The 16474-nt window shown below is 70.3% G+C and carries 15 protein-coding genes; 4 read left to right on the top strand and 11 right to left on the bottom strand.

Annotated features, from left to right (window positions below; all coding sequences use genetic code 11):
* Positions 1–9: 9 nt before the first annotated feature.
* Together AC1HIL_RS24100 and AC1HIL_RS24095 are read right to left on the bottom strand one after the other, a co-directional pair.
* On the bottom strand, positions 10–1374 hold the full coding sequence (locus AC1HIL_RS24100; protein ID WP_479670190.1) for a sensor histidine kinase: 1365 nt from the start codon (positions 1372–1374) through the stop codon (positions 10–12).
* A 3-nt stretch (positions 1375–1377) separates the two neighbouring features.
* Positions 1378–2046, bottom strand: coding sequence for a winged helix-turn-helix domain-containing protein (locus AC1HIL_RS24095; protein ID WP_057597068.1), 669 nt, complete (start codon positions 2044–2046; stop codon positions 1378–1380).
* Positions 2047–2210: 164 nt separating this feature from the next.
* Here AC1HIL_RS24095 and AC1HIL_RS24090 point away from each other — a divergent pair, with 164 nt between their 5' ends.
* Complete coding sequence (locus AC1HIL_RS24090) at positions 2211–2909, top strand: phosphatase PAP2 family protein (RefSeq protein ID WP_057597067.1); 699 nt, start codon at positions 2211–2213, stop codon at positions 2907–2909.
* Between the two features lie 57 nt (positions 2910–2966).
* Positions 2967–4721, top strand: coding sequence for a phosphoethanolamine transferase (locus AC1HIL_RS24085; protein ID WP_479670189.1), 1755 nt, complete (start codon positions 2967–2969; stop codon positions 4719–4721).
* A 30-nt stretch (positions 4722–4751) separates the two neighbouring features.
* On the opposite strand, the gene AC1HIL_RS24080 is transcribed toward AC1HIL_RS24085, so the two are convergent.
* Genes AC1HIL_RS24080 through eat form a run of 4 tightly spaced genes read right to left on the bottom strand, consistent with a single transcriptional unit; the run spans position 4752 to position 8992 of the window.
* Positions 4752–5330: a peroxidase-related enzyme gene (locus AC1HIL_RS24080; protein WP_479670188.1), complete on the bottom strand. Its 579-nt coding sequence runs from the start codon at positions 5328–5330 to the stop codon at positions 4752–4754.
* Between the two features lie 50 nt (positions 5331–5380).
* Positions 5381–6166: an ethanolamine ammonia-lyase subunit EutC gene (gene eutC, locus AC1HIL_RS24075; protein ID WP_479670187.1), complete on the bottom strand. Its 786-nt coding sequence runs from the start codon at positions 6164–6166 to the stop codon at positions 5381–5383.
* Positions 6163–7557, bottom strand: coding sequence for an ethanolamine ammonia-lyase subunit EutB (locus AC1HIL_RS24070; RefSeq protein WP_296742455.1), 1395 nt, complete (start codon positions 7555–7557; stop codon positions 6163–6165). The genes eutC and AC1HIL_RS24070 overlap by 4 nt, the downstream gene beginning before the upstream one ends.
* Before the next feature lie 7 nt (positions 7558–7564).
* Positions 7565–8992 (bottom strand): ethanolamine permease, encoded by a 1428-nt coding sequence (eat, locus tag AC1HIL_RS24065; protein WP_479670186.1) that lies wholly within the window; start codon positions 8990–8992, stop codon positions 7565–7567.
* Positions 8993–9122: 130 nt separating this feature from the next.
* Between eat and AC1HIL_RS24060 the strand changes: the two genes are divergently transcribed.
* The gene (locus AC1HIL_RS24060; protein ID WP_057597061.1) at positions 9123–9533 is read left to right on the top strand and encodes an FKBP-type peptidyl-prolyl cis-trans isomerase; all 411 of its coding nucleotides are present in this window, start codon (positions 9123–9125) and stop codon (positions 9531–9533) included.
* A gap of 3 nt (positions 9534–9536) precedes the next feature.
* On the opposite strand, the gene AC1HIL_RS24055 is transcribed toward AC1HIL_RS24060, so the two are convergent.
* The 3 genes from AC1HIL_RS24055 to AC1HIL_RS24045 all read right to left on the bottom strand — a co-directional run bounded on the left by AC1HIL_RS24055 (position 9537) and on the right by AC1HIL_RS24045 (position 13186).
* The gene (locus tag AC1HIL_RS24055) at positions 9537–10298 is read right to left on the bottom strand and encodes a glucose 1-dehydrogenase (protein ID WP_479670185.1); all 762 of its coding nucleotides are present in this window, start codon (positions 10296–10298) and stop codon (positions 9537–9539) included.
* 173 nt (positions 10299–10471) lie between these two features.
* Positions 10472–12070 carry an OpgD/OpgG family glucan biosynthesis protein gene (locus AC1HIL_RS24050; RefSeq protein ID WP_479670184.1) on the bottom strand — a complete coding sequence of 533 codons (1599 nt, stop codon included), beginning with the start codon at positions 12068–12070 and terminating at the stop codon, positions 10472–10474.
* 282 nt (positions 12071–12352) lie between these two features.
* Complete coding sequence (locus AC1HIL_RS24045; RefSeq protein WP_479670183.1) at positions 12353–13186, bottom strand: class I SAM-dependent methyltransferase; 834 nt, start codon at positions 13184–13186, stop codon at positions 12353–12355.
* A gap of 208 nt (positions 13187–13394) precedes the next feature.
* Here AC1HIL_RS24045 and AC1HIL_RS24040 point away from each other — a divergent pair, with 208 nt between their 5' ends.
* Complete coding sequence (locus AC1HIL_RS24040) at positions 13395–14435, top strand: molybdopterin-dependent oxidoreductase (RefSeq protein WP_479670182.1); 1041 nt, start codon at positions 13395–13397, stop codon at positions 14433–14435.
* A 24-nt stretch (positions 14436–14459) separates the two neighbouring features.
* Here AC1HIL_RS24040 and AC1HIL_RS24035 read toward each other — a convergent pair whose 3' ends face one another.
* Both AC1HIL_RS24035 and AC1HIL_RS24030 read right to left on the bottom strand, forming a co-directional pair.
* Complete coding sequence (locus AC1HIL_RS24035; protein ID WP_064262340.1) at positions 14460–15512, bottom strand: M24 family metallopeptidase; 1053 nt, start codon at positions 15510–15512, stop codon at positions 14460–14462.
* A complete protein-coding gene (locus tag AC1HIL_RS24030) occupies positions 15509–16411 on the bottom strand; it encodes a nitroreductase family protein (RefSeq protein WP_479670181.1) in 903 nt (300 codons plus the stop codon). The genes AC1HIL_RS24035 and AC1HIL_RS24030 overlap by 4 nt, the downstream gene beginning before the upstream one ends.
* Positions 16412–16474: the final 63 nt, after the last annotated feature.

Genomic DNA, 16474 nt, shown 5'->3' with positions numbered 1-16474 from the left:
CGCCGGCCCTCAGGCCGGCCGCAGCACGATCCGCGCCTCGAAGCCGTGGGCCGCGCCCGCCGGTGGCGAAGCCAGCTCGAGCTTCGCGCCGTGCTTCTCGACGATGGTGCTCACGATCGAGATGCCCAGGCCGTAGCCGGCGCGGTCGGAGCTGTGGCGCACGTGGCGTTCGCGCAAGGTCGCGAGCTGCTCGGCGTTGACGCCCGGGCCGGCATCGCGCACCGCGAGCACGCAGGGCGCCATCACCTCGATCACGACGCGGCCGTCGCCGCCGTAGCGCAGCGCGTTCTCCGCCAGGTTGCGCAGCGCGATCGCGAGCGCGTCGACGTCGCCCAGGGCCACCGGCGCCACGCTGTCGGGCACCTTGAGCGCGAGGCGCTCGGCATGCTGAGGGTCCTGCCAGAACTCCTGGGCCACCGTGCCGGCCAGTTGCACCAGGTCGACCCGCGCGCGCGCGAACGAGGCGCCCGACTCGGCGCGCGAGAGCTGCAGCAGCTTCTCGGCGCGGTGGCTCAGGGTGCGCAGCGCGTCGAGCGCGGCCTGCACGTCGTTGCGCTGCAGGTCGTGTTCGAGCGCGGTCTGAAGCCGCAGCCGCGCGGCCGCCAGCGGCGTGCGCAGCTCGTGCGCGGCATTGGCCGCCAGCGCGCGCTCGACGTCGAGCGAATGCGACAGGCGCTGCAGCAGCAGGTTGACGTGGTCGCCGACGGTGCGCAGCTCGCGCGGCAGGTTCGGCAGGGCGATCGGGCGCAGGTCGGCGCCGCTGCGCTTCTCGATCTCGCCGGTGAGCTGCTGCAGCACGCGCAGCTCGGTGCGCGCCACGTTGCGCAGCACCAGCGCCAAGAGCGGCAGCACCGCGCCGAAAGGGATGATCAGCCCGAACAGCGTGCGGTTGAGCGCGCGGCGGCGCTCGTCGAGCGGATCGGCCACCTGGAAGAACAGGCCCAGCGTGGGATGGCGCACCGTGTAGATGCGCCAGTTCGGGTTGTTCGCGAAACCGGCCGCGAGCGGGACGTCGAAGGTGTCCTCGGGGGCCTCGGCCGAGCGCAGCAGCACGTGCTCGTGCAGGTCCACGATCTGGTAGATCACCGCGTCCTCCGAGAACAGCTGCTTGGGCGCGATCAGCGGCGCGCGCGGCGCCTCCTCGCCGGGGTGCTGCAGCTTCTCGAGTTCCTGCACCGCCATCGCGAACATGCGGTGCGAGACCTCGACCAGTTCGTTGTCGAAGTTGTGGTTGATCTCGCGGTCCACATACCAGACCACCGCGAACACGCACAGCAGCCAGACGCCGCCGACCCACAGGATCAGCGTGCGGGTGAGCCGGCCGGCCAGGGTGTCGCGCTCGCTGCGCGCGCGAGGTCGCGCCGCTTCGGTCATCGGCTATTCCTCCTCGTCGGCCGAAAGCCGGTAGCCGAGCCCGCGCAGGGTCTGGATGTGGCTGCGGCCGAGCTTGCGCCGCAGCCGGCTGATGAAGACCTCGAGCGTGTTGCTGTCGGCTTCGTCGCCGAAACCGTAGAGCGCATCGGCGAGGTTCTCGCGCGTGTGGATGCGCTCGGGCCGCGTGGCCATCACGCGCAGCAGTGCCCACTCCTTCTGCGTCAGCGTGACGGGCTGGCCGTCGCGGCGCACGCGGTCGTGCGCGATGTCGATCTCGAGCGTGCCCAGCTGCAGCACGGGCGAGTTGCTGGCGCTGCGCCGGCGTTCCACCGCGCGCAGCCGCGCCAGCAGCTCGGCCGGGTCGTAGGGCTTGATCAGGTAGTCGTCGGCGCCGGCATCGAGCCCGCGGATGCGGTCGGTGACCTGGTCGCGCGCGGTCAGCACGATGACGATCGGCGGCTCGCGCAGCGCGCGCACCTGCGGCAGCAGCGACAGGCCGTCGCCGTCGCCCAGGTGCAGATCGAGCAGCACGGCCGCGTACTGCACCGAGAGCAGCGCGCCGCGCGCATCGGCCAGGCTCGGCGCCACGTCGACCACGAAGGCCTTGGCCAGCAGGTAGCCGCAGACCGCGTCCGCCAGCGCCACATCGTCTTCGACCAGCAGTATGCGCACGCGGTGGCACTCCTCGGATTCGGTGGGAAAGCCGCAGTCTAGCGTCCGGGACGCGGTCAGCTGGCGCTCAGATGGCTTCAGCTTCGGTTCATGTGGCTTCAGCCCTGGTTCATTCGCGCGGCCTAGGCTGGCACCCATTTTTGCCGATGGCCGCTTTTTCCTCGATGACTCGCCGCTTTCCGAACCTCCGCCTCGGCGCCTGGACCCTGATCTCGTTCGCACTGCTGCTGCTCTGGGACGCCAGCGGCGCCGACCTGCCGCTGGCGCGCTGGATGGGCACGCCGATGGGTTTTCCGCTGCGCGAGAACCCGTTCCTGGTCCAGGTGATGCACACCGGCGCCAAGAACCTGAGCTGGGCGCTGGTGATCGGGCTGTTCCTCGCGATCCGCTGGCCCGTGGGTTTCCTGCGGCGCCTCGACCGCGCCAGCCGGGCGCAGCTCGCGCTGACGGTGCTGGCCTCGGTGCTCGCTGTCAGCCTGTTCAAGCATGCGAGCCATACGAGCTGCCCCTGGGACCTGCAGGAGTTCGGCGGCATGGCGCACTACGTCTCGCACTGGTCCTGGGGCGTGCGCGACGGCGGCCCGGGCGGCTGCTTCCCCGCCGGCCACGCCTCCACCGCCTTCGCCTACCTGGGGGGCTACTTCGTGCTGCGGCGCGTCTCCCCTCGAATCGCCTCGACATGGCTGGCCGTCGCGCTGATCGGCGGCCTGCTGCTCGGCGTGACGCAGCAGTTGCGCGGCGCCCACTACATGAGCCATACCCTCTGGAGCGGCTGGGTCTGCTGGACCGTGGGCCTCGCCATCGACACCATGGTCCGTCGCGCCCGCCGCTCCGCGGACGTTGTTGCATTGCAGCAGGCCTGAACGCCGTCTGAACTTCGAGTTCAGGCTCCTTTCAGGCCCGCTTCCTATATTTGTCGCATGTCTGTCACGCGCATAGAGCCCGCGCCGCTCCGGTCCGGCATCCCATCGATCTCCGAACCCTCGCCGGGCCCCGCGCCCGCATCCTCGTGGGAGACGGTGCGGCAATGGCTGGAGCGGCCGCGATCGGCCCGGCAGCTGGTGCTGTGGCTGGCCCTGTACCTGGGCGTGGCCGCCAACTGGCCGCTGTGGAACGAGCTGGCCCGTATCGGCGGCGCACCGAGCACCTACCTTCCGACCATCGCCGCGATGAGCCTGCTGAGCTTCTGCGGCACGGTGGCCATGCTCTCGTTCACCGCCTGGTCGCGCTGGATGAAGCCCCTGTGGTTCGCGGTGGCCGTGCTGGCGGCGCTGGTGCAGCACTACATGCTCGAGTACCGCGTGGTCATGGATCCGACCATGATCGCCAACGTGCTGCAGACCGATCCCAACGAGGCGCGCGACCTGCTGAGCTGGCGCATGGGCTTCAACCTGCTGGTGGTGGTCGCGCCGGTCGGCGTCGTGCTGTGGTTCGCGCGCATCGTACCGATGCGCTGGCTGTCGCAGCTCTGGCGCAACGCCGTGCTGCTGCTGCTCATGGTGGTCGTCGCGCTGGTCGCGGCCGTCGCCATGAACCGGCAGCTGGCGCCGCTGATGCGCAACAACGTGCACCTGCGCTACATGATGAACCCGATCGCCAGCCTCTATTCGACCGGCGCGGTGTTCATCAAGCCGCTGTTCAAGCGCAGCGGCAAGCTGATCCCGATCACCGCGGGCACCACGCTGGGCGCGAGCTACGCGGCCCAGCAGAAGCCGCCGCTGTTCGTGGTGGTGGTGGGCGAGACCGCGCGCGCCGATCACTTCGGCCTCAACGGCTATGCGCGCGACACCACGCCCGAGCTCGCGAAGCGCGGCGTGCTGAGCTACCGCGAGGTCTATTCCTGCGGCACCAACACGCTGGCCTCGGTGCCCTGCATGTTCTCGCCGCTGGGCAAGCAGGGCTACGAATCGCGCAAGGACGACTACGAGAACCTGGTCGACGTGCTGCAGGCCGCCGGGCTGGCCGTGTTCTGGCTCGACAACCAGGCCGGCTGCAAGGGCGTCTGTGCCCGCATTCCCAATGCCTCGGCCTTCGACAACCTGCCGCCCGCCACCAAGAGCGCGCTGTGCGACGGCGAGGAGTGCCTCGACGACGTGATGCTCGAGGGCCTCGATGCGCGCATCGCCGCGCTGCCGGCCGAGCGCCGCGCCAAGGGCGTCGTGCTGGTGATGCACCAGATGGGCAGCCACGGGCCCGCCTACTACAAGCGCTCGGGCGCCGACATGAAGCGCTTCCAGCCCGAGTGCAAGACCAATGCGCTCGCCGAGTGCGGCCACACCGAACTGATGAACGTCTACGACAACTCGATCGCGCAGACCGATCGCTTCCTCGGCCGCACCATCGACTGGCTCAAGGGCCAGTCGAAGCAGTACGACCCGGGCCTGCTCTACGTGAGCGACCACGGCGAATCGCTGGGCGAGTTCGGCCTGTTCCTGCACGGCGTGCCCTACAGCTTCGCGCCCGAGGCGCAGAAGCATGTGCCGATGGTCACCTGGTTCAGCGAGGGGCTCGATGCGCGGCGCCAGCTCTCGCGTTCGTGCATGGAAGCCAGGCTCGACACGCCGTTGACGCACGACAACCTTTACCACACGGTGCTCGGTGTGATGGACGTGAATACGCCGACCTACAAGCCGGGGCTCGACATGCTGGCGTCGTGCCGCGGCAAGAAGGGGTAACGGATTCGGGATCGGGCCTTCGATCCCGATCTACTTTTTCTCGCGCGGCAGTCGCCCCATCAGGAAGAACTCGGGATTCGGCTGCATGCCGCTGAAGCTCGCGAGCCGGTTGCTCAGGCCGAAGAAAGCGGTGATCGCCGCGATGTCCCAGATGTCCTCGTCGTCGAAGCCGTGCGCGTGCAGCGGTGCGAAGTCGCTGTCGTCGATCTCGTGCGAGCGTTCGCAGACCTTCATCGCGAAGTCGAGCATCGCGCGCTGGCGCGGCGTGATGTCGGCCTTGCGGTAGTTCACGGCCACCTGGTCGGCCACCAGCGGCTTCTTCTCGTAGATGCGCAGCAGCGCGCCGTGCGCCACCACGCAGTAGAGGCACTGGTTGGCCGCGCTGGTGGTGGTCACGATCATCTCGCGGTCGCCCTTGGTCAGCGAGCCTTCCTCCTTGAGCATCAGCGCGTCGTGGTAGGCGAAGAAGGCGCGCCATTCGGCGGGCCGGCGCGCGAGCGCGAGGAACACGTTGGGCACGAAGCCGGCCTTTTCCTGCACCGCGAGGATGGCGGTGCGGATGTCTTCGGGCAGGTTCTCGAGTTCGGCCAGGGGGTAGCGGGTGGTCATGGTGTCTCCGGGTGGTTCTGCGCGCCATCATAGGCACGCCGGCCCGGTGGCTACGCGCCTGGCAGCGCCTGCGACCCACCACCCGCCTCCAGCACCGCCAGATCGCTCTCGTCCTTGAGCCCCACGCCGCTGAGCCCGCGCCGCAGCGCCTCGCGCATCAGCCAGGTCAGCTTGAAGGCGGCGAGCTCGTACGACAGGCCTTCGGGCCGCACGTTCGAGATGCAGTTGCGCTCGGCATCGTGGCGGCCCTTGCGCGGCGCGTGGGTCAGGTAGATGCCGAGGCTGTCGGGCGAGCTGAGGCCGGGCCGTTCGCCGATCAGCATGACCGAGAGCGTGGCGCCGAACAGCTCTGCCACCTCGTCGGCGAGCGCGACGCGCGCCTGGGTGGCGACGACGATCGGGGCGAAGCGGGTGTCGGGCGGCAGGTGGGGGCGCAGCGCCGCGAGCAGCGGCGCCGCGTGGCGCGCGACCGCGAGGGAGGACAGGCCGTCGCCGATCACGATGCAGACATCGGCCGATCCATCGGCTTCGGCGCGCAGCCGGTCGGTATCGCCGGCATCGAGCTGCCGTCCCAGGTCCGGCCGCCGCAGGTAGGTGGCGCGGTCCTCGGCGCGGCTGCGGGCACGCACGGTCCGCCAGCCGTCGTGCCGCAGCGCGGCTTCGAGCGCATCGACGTCGAGCGCCGCATGGATCGCATCGCGCGCCATCGCATGGGCCCAGCCGAAGCGCAGCGTCTCGTCGGTCGGCATGCCGGCGCCGGCGCGGCCCAGCGCGAGCCGCGCGGGCGTGGCCGAGCGCCATTGGCCCCAGGGGTTGGGCGTGACCGGATCGCTCATGAGGACAGCGCCGACAGGGCGCCCATGCCGGCCAGCAGCCGGTTGGAGGAGGGCGGCGCGATCCGTCCCGCCGCATCGGTGATCTGCATGCGCTGCAGCCAGGCCTCGAACTCGGGCGCGCGCTTCAGGCCCAGGGTCTGGCGCAGGAACAGCGCGTCGTGGAACGAGGTGCTCTGGTAGTTGAGCATCACGTCGTCGGCGCCCGGGATGCCCATGATGAAGTTGATGCCCGCGGTGCCCAGCAGCACCAGCAGGTTGTCCATGTCGTCCTGGTCGGCCTCGGCATGGTTGGTGTAGCAGATGTCGCAGCCGATCGGCAGGCCCATGAGCTTGCCGCAGAAGTGGTCCTCGAGGCCGGCGCGGATGATCTGCTTGCCGTCGTACAGGTACTCGGGGCCGATGAAGCCGACCACGGTGTTGATGAGCAGCGGCTTGTAGCGGCGCGCCAGCGCATAGGCGCGCACCTCGCAGGTCTGCTGGTCGACGCCGAAGTTGGCATTGGCCGACAGCGCGCTGCCCTGGCCGGTCTCGAAGTACATGAGGTTGTCGCCGATGGTGCCGCGCTGGAGCGACTGCGCGGCGTCGTGGGCCTCGGCCAGCAGCTCGGGCGTGACGCCGAACGAGAGGTTGGCCTTCTCGGTGCCCGCGATCGACTGGAACACGAGGTCGACCGGCGCGCCGGCCTCGGCCAGGCGCAGCGTGTTGGTGACGTGCGTGAGCACGCAGCTCTGGGTGGGAATCTCGAAGCGCTGGATCAGCTCGTCGAGCATGTGCAGGAGGCGGCCGAGCACCGGCAGGCTGTCGGACACCGGGTTCAGGCCGATCACCGCGTCGCCCGCGCCGTAGAGCAGGCCGTCGAGCGTGGAGGCGGCCACGCCGCGCAGGTCGTCGGTGGGATGGTTGGGCTGCAGCCGCACCGCGAGGTGGCCGGGCAGGCCGATGGTGTCGCGAAAGCGCGTGACCACGTTGCACTTCTTCGCGACCGAGACCAGGTCCTGGTTGCGCATGAGCTTCGACACCGCCGCCACCATCTCGGGCGTGAGGCCCGGCGCGAGGGCCGTGAGCGCCGCGGTGTCCGCCTGCTCCGACAGCAGCCAGTTGCGGAAGTCGCCGACCGTGAGGTGCGAGACCGGCGCGAAGGCCTGCGCATCGTGCCCGTCGATGATCAGCCGCGTGATGTTGTCGCTCTCGTAGGGGATCAGCGCCTCGTTGAGGAACTGCGCGAGCGGCGTGTCGGCCAGCACGTGGCGCGCGGCCATGCGCTGCTGCGCGGTGGCCGCGCCGATGCCCGCGAGGTAGTCGCCCGAGCGCGCGGGACTGGCCGCGGCCATGACCTGGCGCAGGTCGTCGAAGGAAAAGCCCTGGCCGGCGATGGTGGTGCGGTAGCGCATCGTTCGATCAGGCGGCGGGCGTGGAGGCCGGCGCCGACAGCATCTCGTCGGGCGCGGCCGCGCGGCGCTGCGCCGAGGTCGCGAGGAAGTAGCCGTAGGCCAGCGCCGTCAGCACGAGGAACAGCAGGGTGAGCATCGGGTTGAACCACACCATCGCGCCGAGGCACACCAGGCCCAGGCCCAGCGCGATGGCGGGAAACACCGGGTAGAAGGGCGCGCGGTAGCTGCGCGGCAGCGCGGGCTCGGTGCGGCGCAGCCTGAACAGCGCGGCCATCGAGACCAGGTACATCACGATCGCGCCGAGCACGGCCATGGTCACGATGTTGGCCGTGAGCGTCTGGCCGCCGAACTGCACCCATTCGTCGCTGAAGATCGCCACCACGCCGACGACGCCGCCCGCCAGCAGCGCGCGGTGCGGCGTGTCGAAGCGCGGGCTCAGGCCCGCGAAGTAGCGCGGCAGGTAACCGGCGCGCGCCAGCGCGAAGATCTGGCGCGAGTAGCCCATGATGATCCCGTGGAAGGAGGCGATCAGCCCGAACAGGCCGATCCACACCAGCATGTGCAGCCAGCCGCTGTTGTCGCCCACCACGGCCTTCATGGCCTGCGGCAGCGGGTCGTTGATGTTGGCGAGCTTGCGCCAGTCGCCCACGCCGCCCGCGAAGATCATCACGCCGAAGGCCAGCACGACCAGCGTGACGATGCCGCTGGTGTAGGCGATCGGGATCGTGCGGTGCGGATCGCGCGCTTCCTCGGCCGCCATGGCCGCGCCCTCGATCGCGAGGAAGAACCAGATCGCGAACGGGATCGAGGCGAAGATGCCCGCGATGGCCGCGCCGTTCAGCACGCTGCCGCCGGCCCAGCCGTTGGCCACGAAGTTCGCCATCGACCAGCCCGGCGTGACCACGCCCATGAACACCAAGAGCTCGAAGATCGCGAGCACGGTGACGAACAGCTCGAAGGCCGCGGCGATGCCGATGCCGATCCAGTTGAGGCCGATGAAGATCACGTAGGCGCCGAGCGCGAACCACTTCGGGTTGATGCCCGGGAACTGCACGTTGAGGTAGGCGCCGATCGCCAGCGCGATGGCCGGCGGCGCGAACACGAACTCGATCAGCGTGGCGAAGCCGGCCACGAAGCCGCCATGCGGGCCGAAGGCGCGGCGCGCGTAGGCGAAAGGACCGCCGGCATGCGGGATGGCGGTCGAGAGTTCGGTGAAGCTGAAGATGAAGGTGGTGTACATCGTCGCCACCAGCACCGTGGCGACCAGGAAGCCGAGCGTGCCGGCGGTGTTCCAGCCGTAGCTCCAACCAAAGTATTCGCCCGAGATCACGAGGCCGACCGCGATGCCCCACAGTTGCAGCGGGCCGAGCACTTTCTTCAGGTGGCCGGTGCCGCCGTGGGCGGGCATCGCCGAACTCGCTTCGGTGGAAGGCATGGGAGTTCCTCTCTCGGGGGATGTTGACAGTACCCCCGCCGCGAAGCAAGGGCCGTTCCACCGGGGGCGCTGGCGCTTCATGCGCGCTGGCCATAATCGGCCCTTTCCCACCATTCCCTCGAGGTATCCCGTGAAGTCCCTGTTCTGTGCCGCTCTCGTGTCCTTCTGCGCCGTGTCCGCCGCGTGGGCCCAGTCCGCGCCCGTCACCACGGCCAGCGGCCTGATCTACCAGTCGCTCAAGGAAGGCACGGGCGCCTCGCCGGCCGCGACCGACGTGGTCAAGGTGCACTATCGCGGCACCTTCCCCGATTCGGGCAAGGAGTTCGACAGCTCCTACAAGCGCAACGAGCCCACCGAGTTCCCGCTCAACGGCGTGATCCCGTGCTGGACCGAGGGCGTGCAGAAGATGAAGCCGGGCGGCAAGGCCAAGCTGACATGCCCGCCGTCGATCGCCTACGGTTCGCGCGGCGCGGGCGGCGTGATTCCGCCCAACGCCACGCTGAACTTCGAGATCGAACTGATCTCGGTGACCAAGCGCTGAGCTTCAGATCTGCGCCATGCCGCCATCGACGAAGAGTTCGGTGGCATTGACGAAGCTGCTGTCGTCCGAGGCCAGGAACACCACGGCCTTGGCGATCTCGTCGGGCGTGCCGACGCGGCCCAGCGGAATGGCCTGGGCCTGCGATTCGATGAAGCCCTCGACCTGCTCGGGCGTGAGGCCCAGCAGCTCGTAGGCCGGGGTCGGCACCACGCCCGGGCTGACCGCGTTGACGCGGATGCCGGCGTCCTTCAGGTCCACGGCCCAGCTGCGCGCGAAGCTGCGCACCGCGGCCTTGGTCGCGCTGTAGACGCTGAAGGCCGGCATGCCCTTGATGCTGGTGATCGAGGCGTTCAGCACGATCGACGAGCCCTTGGGCATCAGCGGCAGCGCCTTCTGCACGGTGAACAGCAGGCCGCGCACGTTGATGCCGAAGGTCTTGTCGAAGTGCTCCTCGGTGATCTGGCCCAGCGGCACCAGGCTGCCGCCGCCCGCGTTGGCGAACAGCACGTCGAGCCGGCCCTTCTGCGCGCGGATGGTGTCGTAGAGGCGGTCGAGGTCGTCGAGCTTCGAGACGTCGCCGAGCACGCCCGTGACGTTGCGGCCGATGGCTTTCACGGCCGCGTCGAGCTCGGCCTGGCGGCGGCCGGTGACGAAGACGTGGGCGCCTTCGGCCACGAAGCGTTGCGCGGTGGCCAGGCCGATGCCGCTGGTGCCGCCGGTGACGAGGGCGATCTTTCCATCGAGCTTGAGCGAAGAGGTGGACATGACTTCTTTCCTTGGGTGATGCCGCGACGCGGCGTTGACAACGCAAGGAAGTTTGGGTGCCACCCCCGCGCGGACCAAGATGCCGCGCGTCACTTGTTTATTCACGAATCGCCAACAATCGGCCGATGGCCCCGAGCGCTGCCACGCGTGCCGCCGATCGAAGGCGGATGGCCTCAGCCCGGCTGGTACTGGTACAGCCAGGTCTCGGTCAGCGTCTGGTCGCCATTCTTCAGGTACAGCCGCATGTCGACCGGCTCGTTGCCCTCGGCCGTGAAGTCGAACTGCGCGCGCCAGTGGCCGGTGACGCCGTTGGGCACGGCCTCCGCGAATATGTAGGAGAACTTGCCGCGCGAGGCCGTGAGCACCAGCTCGGGCTTGACGCCGAACGGGATGTTGGCGAGCGGCGCGCCGATGAACTCGACCATGAACTTGCGCACGCCCGGCGGCCGCGGCTGGCCCGGCTGGCCGCCGCGCCCGATGCGCGTCGCCACGCAGCGCGCCAGCGGCGAGGGATAGGGCTCCTGGTCGGTCCAGTGCAGGCGGTACTTGAGGTTGTAGCTGGCGCCGGCCTTGGCATCGGCCTTGGGCACCCAGAAGGCCACGATGTTGTCGTGGATCTCGTCGTCGGTCGGGATCTCGATCAGCTGCACCGAGCCCTCGCCCCAGTTGCCCAGCGGCTCGACCCACAGGCTCGGGCGCTTCTCGTAGTAGACGCCATCCTGGTAGTGATCGAAGGAACGGTCGCGCTGCAGCAGGCCGAAGCCCTTGGGCGCGGTGTCGGCGAAGGCCGAGGCGCGCGTCTGCGTCGGGTTGTTGAGCGGGCGCCAGATGCGCTCGCCCGCGCCGTTCCAGATCGCGAGGCCGTCGGAGTCGTGCACCTCGGGGCGCCAGTCGATCGCGGTGGGCTTGGCGGTCTCGGAATACCAGTACATCGAGGTCAGCGGCACCAGGCCCAGGCGCGCCACGTCGCGGCGCAGGAACAGGCGCGAGTCGATGTCCATGATCACGGCCTTGCCGCGCTGCATCACGAACTTGAACACGCCGGCGACGCTTGGTCCCTCGAGCAGCGCATAGACCGTCATCGAAGTCGTGTTGCCGGGCGCGGGCGTCTCGAAATAGAAGCGCGTGAAGGCAGGGAATTCCTCGGGCCGGTCGGGCACGGCCACCTCGAGCGCGATGCCGCGCGCCGACAGGCCGTACTGGAACAGCTCGCCGATGGCGCGGAAGTAGGAGGCGCCGAGGAAGGCGACCCAGTCGTTCTTCTGCCAGTCGAGCTTGCTCTGGTCGCCCAGGCGGCTTTCCTGCAGGCGGAAGCCCGCGAAGCCGGCGCCCTCGGGCAGCGCGCGCGCCGGGCTGTCGGCCGGCATCGAGAAGTACGACGGGCTGTAGAGCACCTCGCGCGCGAAGCCGTCGCCGTCGGAGCTCTCGAGCACGTGCATGCGCACCGGCGTCTGGAAGAAGCGGCCGAGGTGGAAGAAGGTGACGGGGAAGGCGCCCGGACCGTCGCGGAACAGGGCGTTGGCCGGGTCGAACTTGAGCTTGCCGTGCGCGTCGTAGTCGATCTTGTCGAGCACCTGCGGCGCGAGCGGCGCCGGCGCGGCATAGGGCCGGCCGGCGAGGGATTTGGCCTCCGCGATCAGGTTGTCGAACGAGAAGGGCCGGGGCTGGCTCAGCTGCAGCCCGTTGGCGGCCAGCGCTTCGGCGGGCAGCCCGAGGGCGGCGAGGGCGGCGGCGGTGCTGCCGGCGGCAAGGAAGGATCGGCGATCAAGCATTGTTTTCTTGAGGGTTGCGATGGCTTTGGCGAGTTCGGGCGAACTCCGGGGAGTGGACGAAGGAGAGCAGGCGCCGGCGCGACGGCCGGGCGATCCTAATGCAGCGCGAAACTCCTCCGTCGTGAAGGCACCGGCCTGTGCCGGGAGGCGCAGGTTCGGTGGGCGGGACGAGACTGGAGCTTGCCCGCGCGGCGGCCCGCGGCGCGTCAGCCATTCCGCGCAAACGCCGCCGGACAAGGCCGGCGATGCGACGAAATTGTGCGTTTGTGTATCGGGCCGCGCTCAGCCCGCCGCATGCAGCGCATACACCGCGTACATCGGCACACCGAAGACGGCGCCGATCGCACGCGACAGCATTCCGTGCGGAAAGCCATAGCCGGTCATCACCTCATGGATGCCCGCGAGCCGCAGCCGCGGATGCGCGCGCGCCAGCTCGGCCGGCCGGCGCAGGCCCCAGCGGAACTGCGCGCCCGTGGGTCGCACCGAGGGATGCCGGTGCGCGCGGCCGGTGGCGAGCCAGCACATGGCATCGAAGGCCAGCACCGACCCCGCGGGCGCGCGCTCGCCGAAGGTCGCGAACACCGCCTCGACCTGCGCGGGCTCGAGGTACATCAGCACGCCTTCCGAGAACAGGAACACCGGCGGCCCGTCGCGCGCGGGCAGGCCGAGGCCGTCCCACCAGCCGGGGGCGGTGAGGTCGAGCGGCCGCACCTCGTGGCGCGGCTCGTCGTTGGCCATCAGCGCGCGGCGCACCGCGAGCACCTCGGGCAGGTCGGCGTCGGTCATGCGCGAGCGGCCGTCGTCGAGCCATTGGAAGTAGTGGCTCAGGCCGCAGCCGAGGTTGACCACATGGCCGCCGGCATGCGCCTGCAGGAAGTCGCGCGCGAGCGCGCGGAAGCAGCGCGTGCGCGCCAGCACGCCATAGACCGTGGCGCGGTCGCGCGGCAGCGGCGGGGCCTGGTCCTCGAGCGTGGCCAGCAGGCGCGCCGCGCTCGCGTCGCCGATCGCCAGGCGCGGAAACATCGCATCGCCGAAGGCGCGCGCGGCCAGCGGGATGCGCAATGTGGAGGGCACGGCCGAGAGGCCGGAAGCGGGCAGGGCGGCGTCGGAGGGCATGCGGGGACCGGAAGTGAGGGCAAGGGCGAAGTCTCTCGCCTGATGAAGGGACGGGCAAGGGCGCACGCTGTTCGGTCGCGGCGGAGATCGGCCCTTCGCCGTATCCATACATGCACAGTGATAAATCGAATACGAATAGAGCTATTGGATTCGAATGAATTCGCTATGTAAGAATAAACATATCGAAAAACATGGAGACGAGGTGGATATGAAACATTGGTCCGCGGGCGTGATGTCCGGTCTGGTGGCGGTCGTGGTCGCCGGCTGCGGCGGTGGGGGCGATGGCGCGGTGTTCCTGCCGACCGTGCCGCCTCCCGCGCCCGCGCCCGCACCGCCTTCTCCCCCACCGCCGCCTCCTCCCGCGCCGCCGGCGCCCACGGTCAAGCTCGAGGGCGCCATCGACCGTCCCGCCGACTACGCCGAGGCCGACCTCGCCGCGCGCGCCGCCCTCACGCAGACGGTGAACTTCAACAGCGGCAGCACGCCGCAGACCCGCACCTACACCGGCACCAGCCTATGGTCGCTGCTGTCCGACGCGGGCCTCCAGGTCGACGCCACGCGCAAGAACGACCCGTTGAGCCGCCACGTGCTGGCCACCGGCGCCGACGGCTACCGCGTGGTGTTCGCGCTCGGCGAGCTGAGCCCCGACTTCGGCAACAAGCCGGCGATCGTGGCCTATGCCGAAACCACCGGCGCCGGCTCGGGGCCGCTGGCCGCGGCCGACGGGCCGTTCCGCGTCACCGCGCCGGGCGACATCAAGGGCGGGCGCTACGTCTCGCAACTCGTGCGGCTGCGGGTGCAGCCCTCGGCCGCCACCGCCGCCGGCACGGGCGGCGGGGTGTCCGCGAGCTTCGCGGTGTCGGGCGCGGTCACCACGCCGCTGAGCTTCGACCTCAAGGCGCTGCAGGCGATGGTGCCGGTCACCCAGACCGTGGGCGCCAACGTCTACACCGGCGTCAGCCTCTGGACGCTGCTCAACAGCCTGGGCCTGCGCCTGCCCGCGGGCAAGAACCCCAGCCTGTCGATGTATGCCGTGGCCACCGGCAGCGACGGCTACCGCGCCGCGGTCTCGCTCGGCGAGATCGATCCGGGCTTCGGCAACAAGGGCGCGCTCATCGCCTACGACATGAACGGCGAGGGGCTCGGCGCGAACGGCGTCGCGCGCCTCGTGGTGCCGGGCGAGGTCAAGCAGGGCCGCTCGGTGTCGAACCTGGTCGCGATCGAGGTGTTCGCGGCGGACACGCCCTGAGCGGCAGCCGCGCGCGCGCCAGCCTCAGCGGGGCTGGCCGCGCGCGTCGACATAGGCCCAGGCCTCGAGGCCCGAAGCGAGCCGCACCCGCTCACGCCGGTAGTCCTCGACCTCGTAGGCATCCGACAGCGCGAGCTCGGCCGGCGTGATCGCGAACACCGCGCCGTCGACGCCGTCCTCGGCGCGGCCCGTGGGCACCACGATCGGATGATGGCTCTTGCCGCTGGTCGCGACCACGGCCGGATCGCGGATCGCGAGCCGCTCCAGGCGGTAGCCGGGCAACTGGTCGAGCCGGCCGGCCAGCAGCCGGCCGAAGGTGGCCATCTGCACCGATTGCAGCTGCAGTGTGCCGTACGAGAACAGCTGCTCCGTGGCTGCCCCGCCCGCGGCCGCCCGTGCCGCGTCGTCGGCGATCAGCAGGTCTTCGTAGAAGGCGCCGAAGGGCAGCGCGGGATGCGCGATCTGGATCTCGAGGATCCACAACCCGGTCGCGGGACAGAGGCCGAAATCGCCGAGCCGCCCGGCCTGGTAGATCGCATGCGGGAAGTCGCAGACGCGATGGCCCTTGATGTCGAGATTGAGGCGCCAGCCCATGGCCTGCGCGCGCTCGGCGGCGAAGGCATAGAGCGCCTGGCCGCTGAGCCGGTCGGCGCGCCAGCGCGCGGCGACCTCGTGCCACAGCGTGCGCGCGGCCTCGGCGCAGGCCGCCATCCGCGCGTCGTCGCCGACCACGAAGCTGTCGCCCGCGTCGCCCTCGTGGCCGTCCCAGACCGGACCGATGTCGATGAAGAAGATGTCGCGCTCGCCGAGCACGCGCGCCGGATCCGATGCCTCGCGGAAGGTCTTGAGCGTGTCCTCGCCGAAGCGCACGATGACCGGATGCCAGTTGCGCTCGATCTCCAGCTTCTGCAGGGTGGCGGTGGCGAGATCGCAGGCCTGCCGCTGCGTCATGCCCGGCCGCACGGCCGAGGCGATGCGGCGCACCGCGAGCTGCGACAGCGCGCGTGCGCGCTGCATGGCGGCCAGCGAGAACTTCGTGCCAGTGGCTTCGGTGCGGCTTGTCGGGAGGGTGCTCATCGTGACGGGTCGGAGTGGGTGAGGTCGGGGGAGGGCGTGGGCACGGTTGGCGGCGTCCAGGCCGACCAGACCTCGCCCGGCAGCGCGTGATCGCGCGCGGGCGGTGCCTCGGCCACGCTGCCGATGCTCACGAAGCCCGCGAGGAATTCCTCGGGACGCACGCCGAGTTCGGTGGCCAGCACCGGATCGAAGCAGCGCTCGCCGCTCAGCACGATCGCGCCGAAGCCCAGCTGGTGCGCGGCATTCAGCAGGTTGCCGAGCGCGGCGCCGGCGGCCAGCCACTGCTCGCGCGCCGGCACCCTGCTGCGCGCGCGCGGCACGACCACGAAGGCCAGCAGCGCGGGCGGGCGCGTCGCATGCTCGCGCGCGCGGCGCTGGTCGGAGGCCGAGGCCAGCGGATCGCGGCGCAGCTTCTCGGCCTCGAAGCGCTCGGCCAGCGCGGCGCGCTGCGCCTCGCGGAACTCGATCACGCGCCAGGGATGCAGGCCGCCATGGTCGGGCGCGCGCAATGCCGCCTGCAGCATCGCGTCGATGTGCTCGGCCGTGGGCGCGGGCGGGCGCAGCCGCTTGGGCGAGACCGAGCGGCGCTCGAGCAGCGGCGCCAGCGCGGCCTCGGTGCGCGAGGCCTGGAGTTCTTGCCGCAGGGCCTCGCTCTGCGCGAGAAAGCCGCGCGCCCAGGCCAGCACCTGCTCGCCCTGCGGCGTGAAGCCCTCGAAGCGCTGGCTGCGCTCGACGGACGGCTCGGAGGTGCGCAGCAAGGCATGGCCGTACTCGGCCTCGAGCGCCTGGAGGGCCTGCGCGAACTCGGCCGGCGACATGCGGCTGGCCTGGGCCGCGCGGCCCAGGTGGCGCTCGTCGGCGAGCGCGAGCAGGCCGTGGAGAGGGGTGGTGCTGATCATGGGGAACACGGAAGCGTGGAGGGGGCAGCGGATGGACAGCGAGCGATACGCTATATTTTAAAA

The organism is Variovorax sp. ISS6, from assembly GCF_056523145.1.
Note: the sequence above shows the minus strand (reverse complement) of the source record. Positions and strands in the feature narration are given on the sequence as shown.

What these genes read in the sequence shown, in the direction of transcription:
- AC1HIL_RS24100 (WP_479670190.1), bottom strand. Translation starts at nt 1,374, where the DNA reads ATGACCGAAGCGGCGCGACCTCGCGCGCGCAGCGAGCGCGACACCCTG.
- AC1HIL_RS24090 (WP_057597067.1), top strand. Translation starts at nt 2,211, where the DNA reads ATGACTCGCCGCTTTCCGAACCTCCGCCTCGGCGCCTGGACCCTGATC.
- AC1HIL_RS24085 (WP_479670189.1), top strand. Translation starts at nt 2,967, where the DNA reads ATGTCTGTCACGCGCATAGAGCCCGCGCCGCTCCGGTCCGGCATCCCA.
- AC1HIL_RS24080 (WP_479670188.1), bottom strand. Translation starts at nt 5,330, where the DNA reads ATGACCACCCGCTACCCCCTGGCCGAACTCGAGAACCTGCCCGAAGAC.
- eutC (WP_479670187.1), bottom strand. Translation starts at nt 6,166, where the DNA reads ATGAGCGATCCGGTCACGCCCAACCCCTGGGGCCAATGGCGCTCGGCC.
- AC1HIL_RS24070 (WP_296742455.1), bottom strand. Translation starts at nt 7,557, where the DNA reads ATGCGCTACCGCACCACCATCGCCGGCCAGGGCTTTTCCTTCGACGAC.
- eat (WP_479670186.1), bottom strand. Translation starts at nt 8,992, where the DNA reads ATGCCTTCCACCGAAGCGAGTTCGGCGATGCCCGCCCACGGCGGCACC.
- AC1HIL_RS24055 (WP_479670185.1), bottom strand. Translation starts at nt 10,298, where the DNA reads ATGTCCACCTCTTCGCTCAAGCTCGATGGAAAGATCGCCCTCGTCACC.
- AC1HIL_RS24050 (WP_479670184.1), bottom strand. Translation starts at nt 12,070, where the DNA reads ATGCTTGATCGCCGATCCTTCCTTGCCGCCGGCAGCACCGCCGCCGCC.
- AC1HIL_RS24045 (WP_479670183.1), bottom strand. Translation starts at nt 13,186, where the DNA reads ATGCCCTCCGACGCCGCCCTGCCCGCTTCCGGCCTCTCGGCCGTGCCC.
- AC1HIL_RS24040 (WP_479670182.1), top strand. Translation starts at nt 13,395, where the DNA reads ATGAAACATTGGTCCGCGGGCGTGATGTCCGGTCTGGTGGCGGTCGTG.
- AC1HIL_RS24035 (WP_064262340.1), bottom strand. Translation starts at nt 15,512, where the DNA reads ATGAGCACCCTCCCGACAAGCCGCACCGAAGCCACTGGCACGAAGTTC.
- AC1HIL_RS24030 (WP_479670181.1), bottom strand. Translation starts at nt 16,411, where the DNA reads ATGATCAGCACCACCCCTCTCCACGGCCTGCTCGCGCTCGCCGACGAG.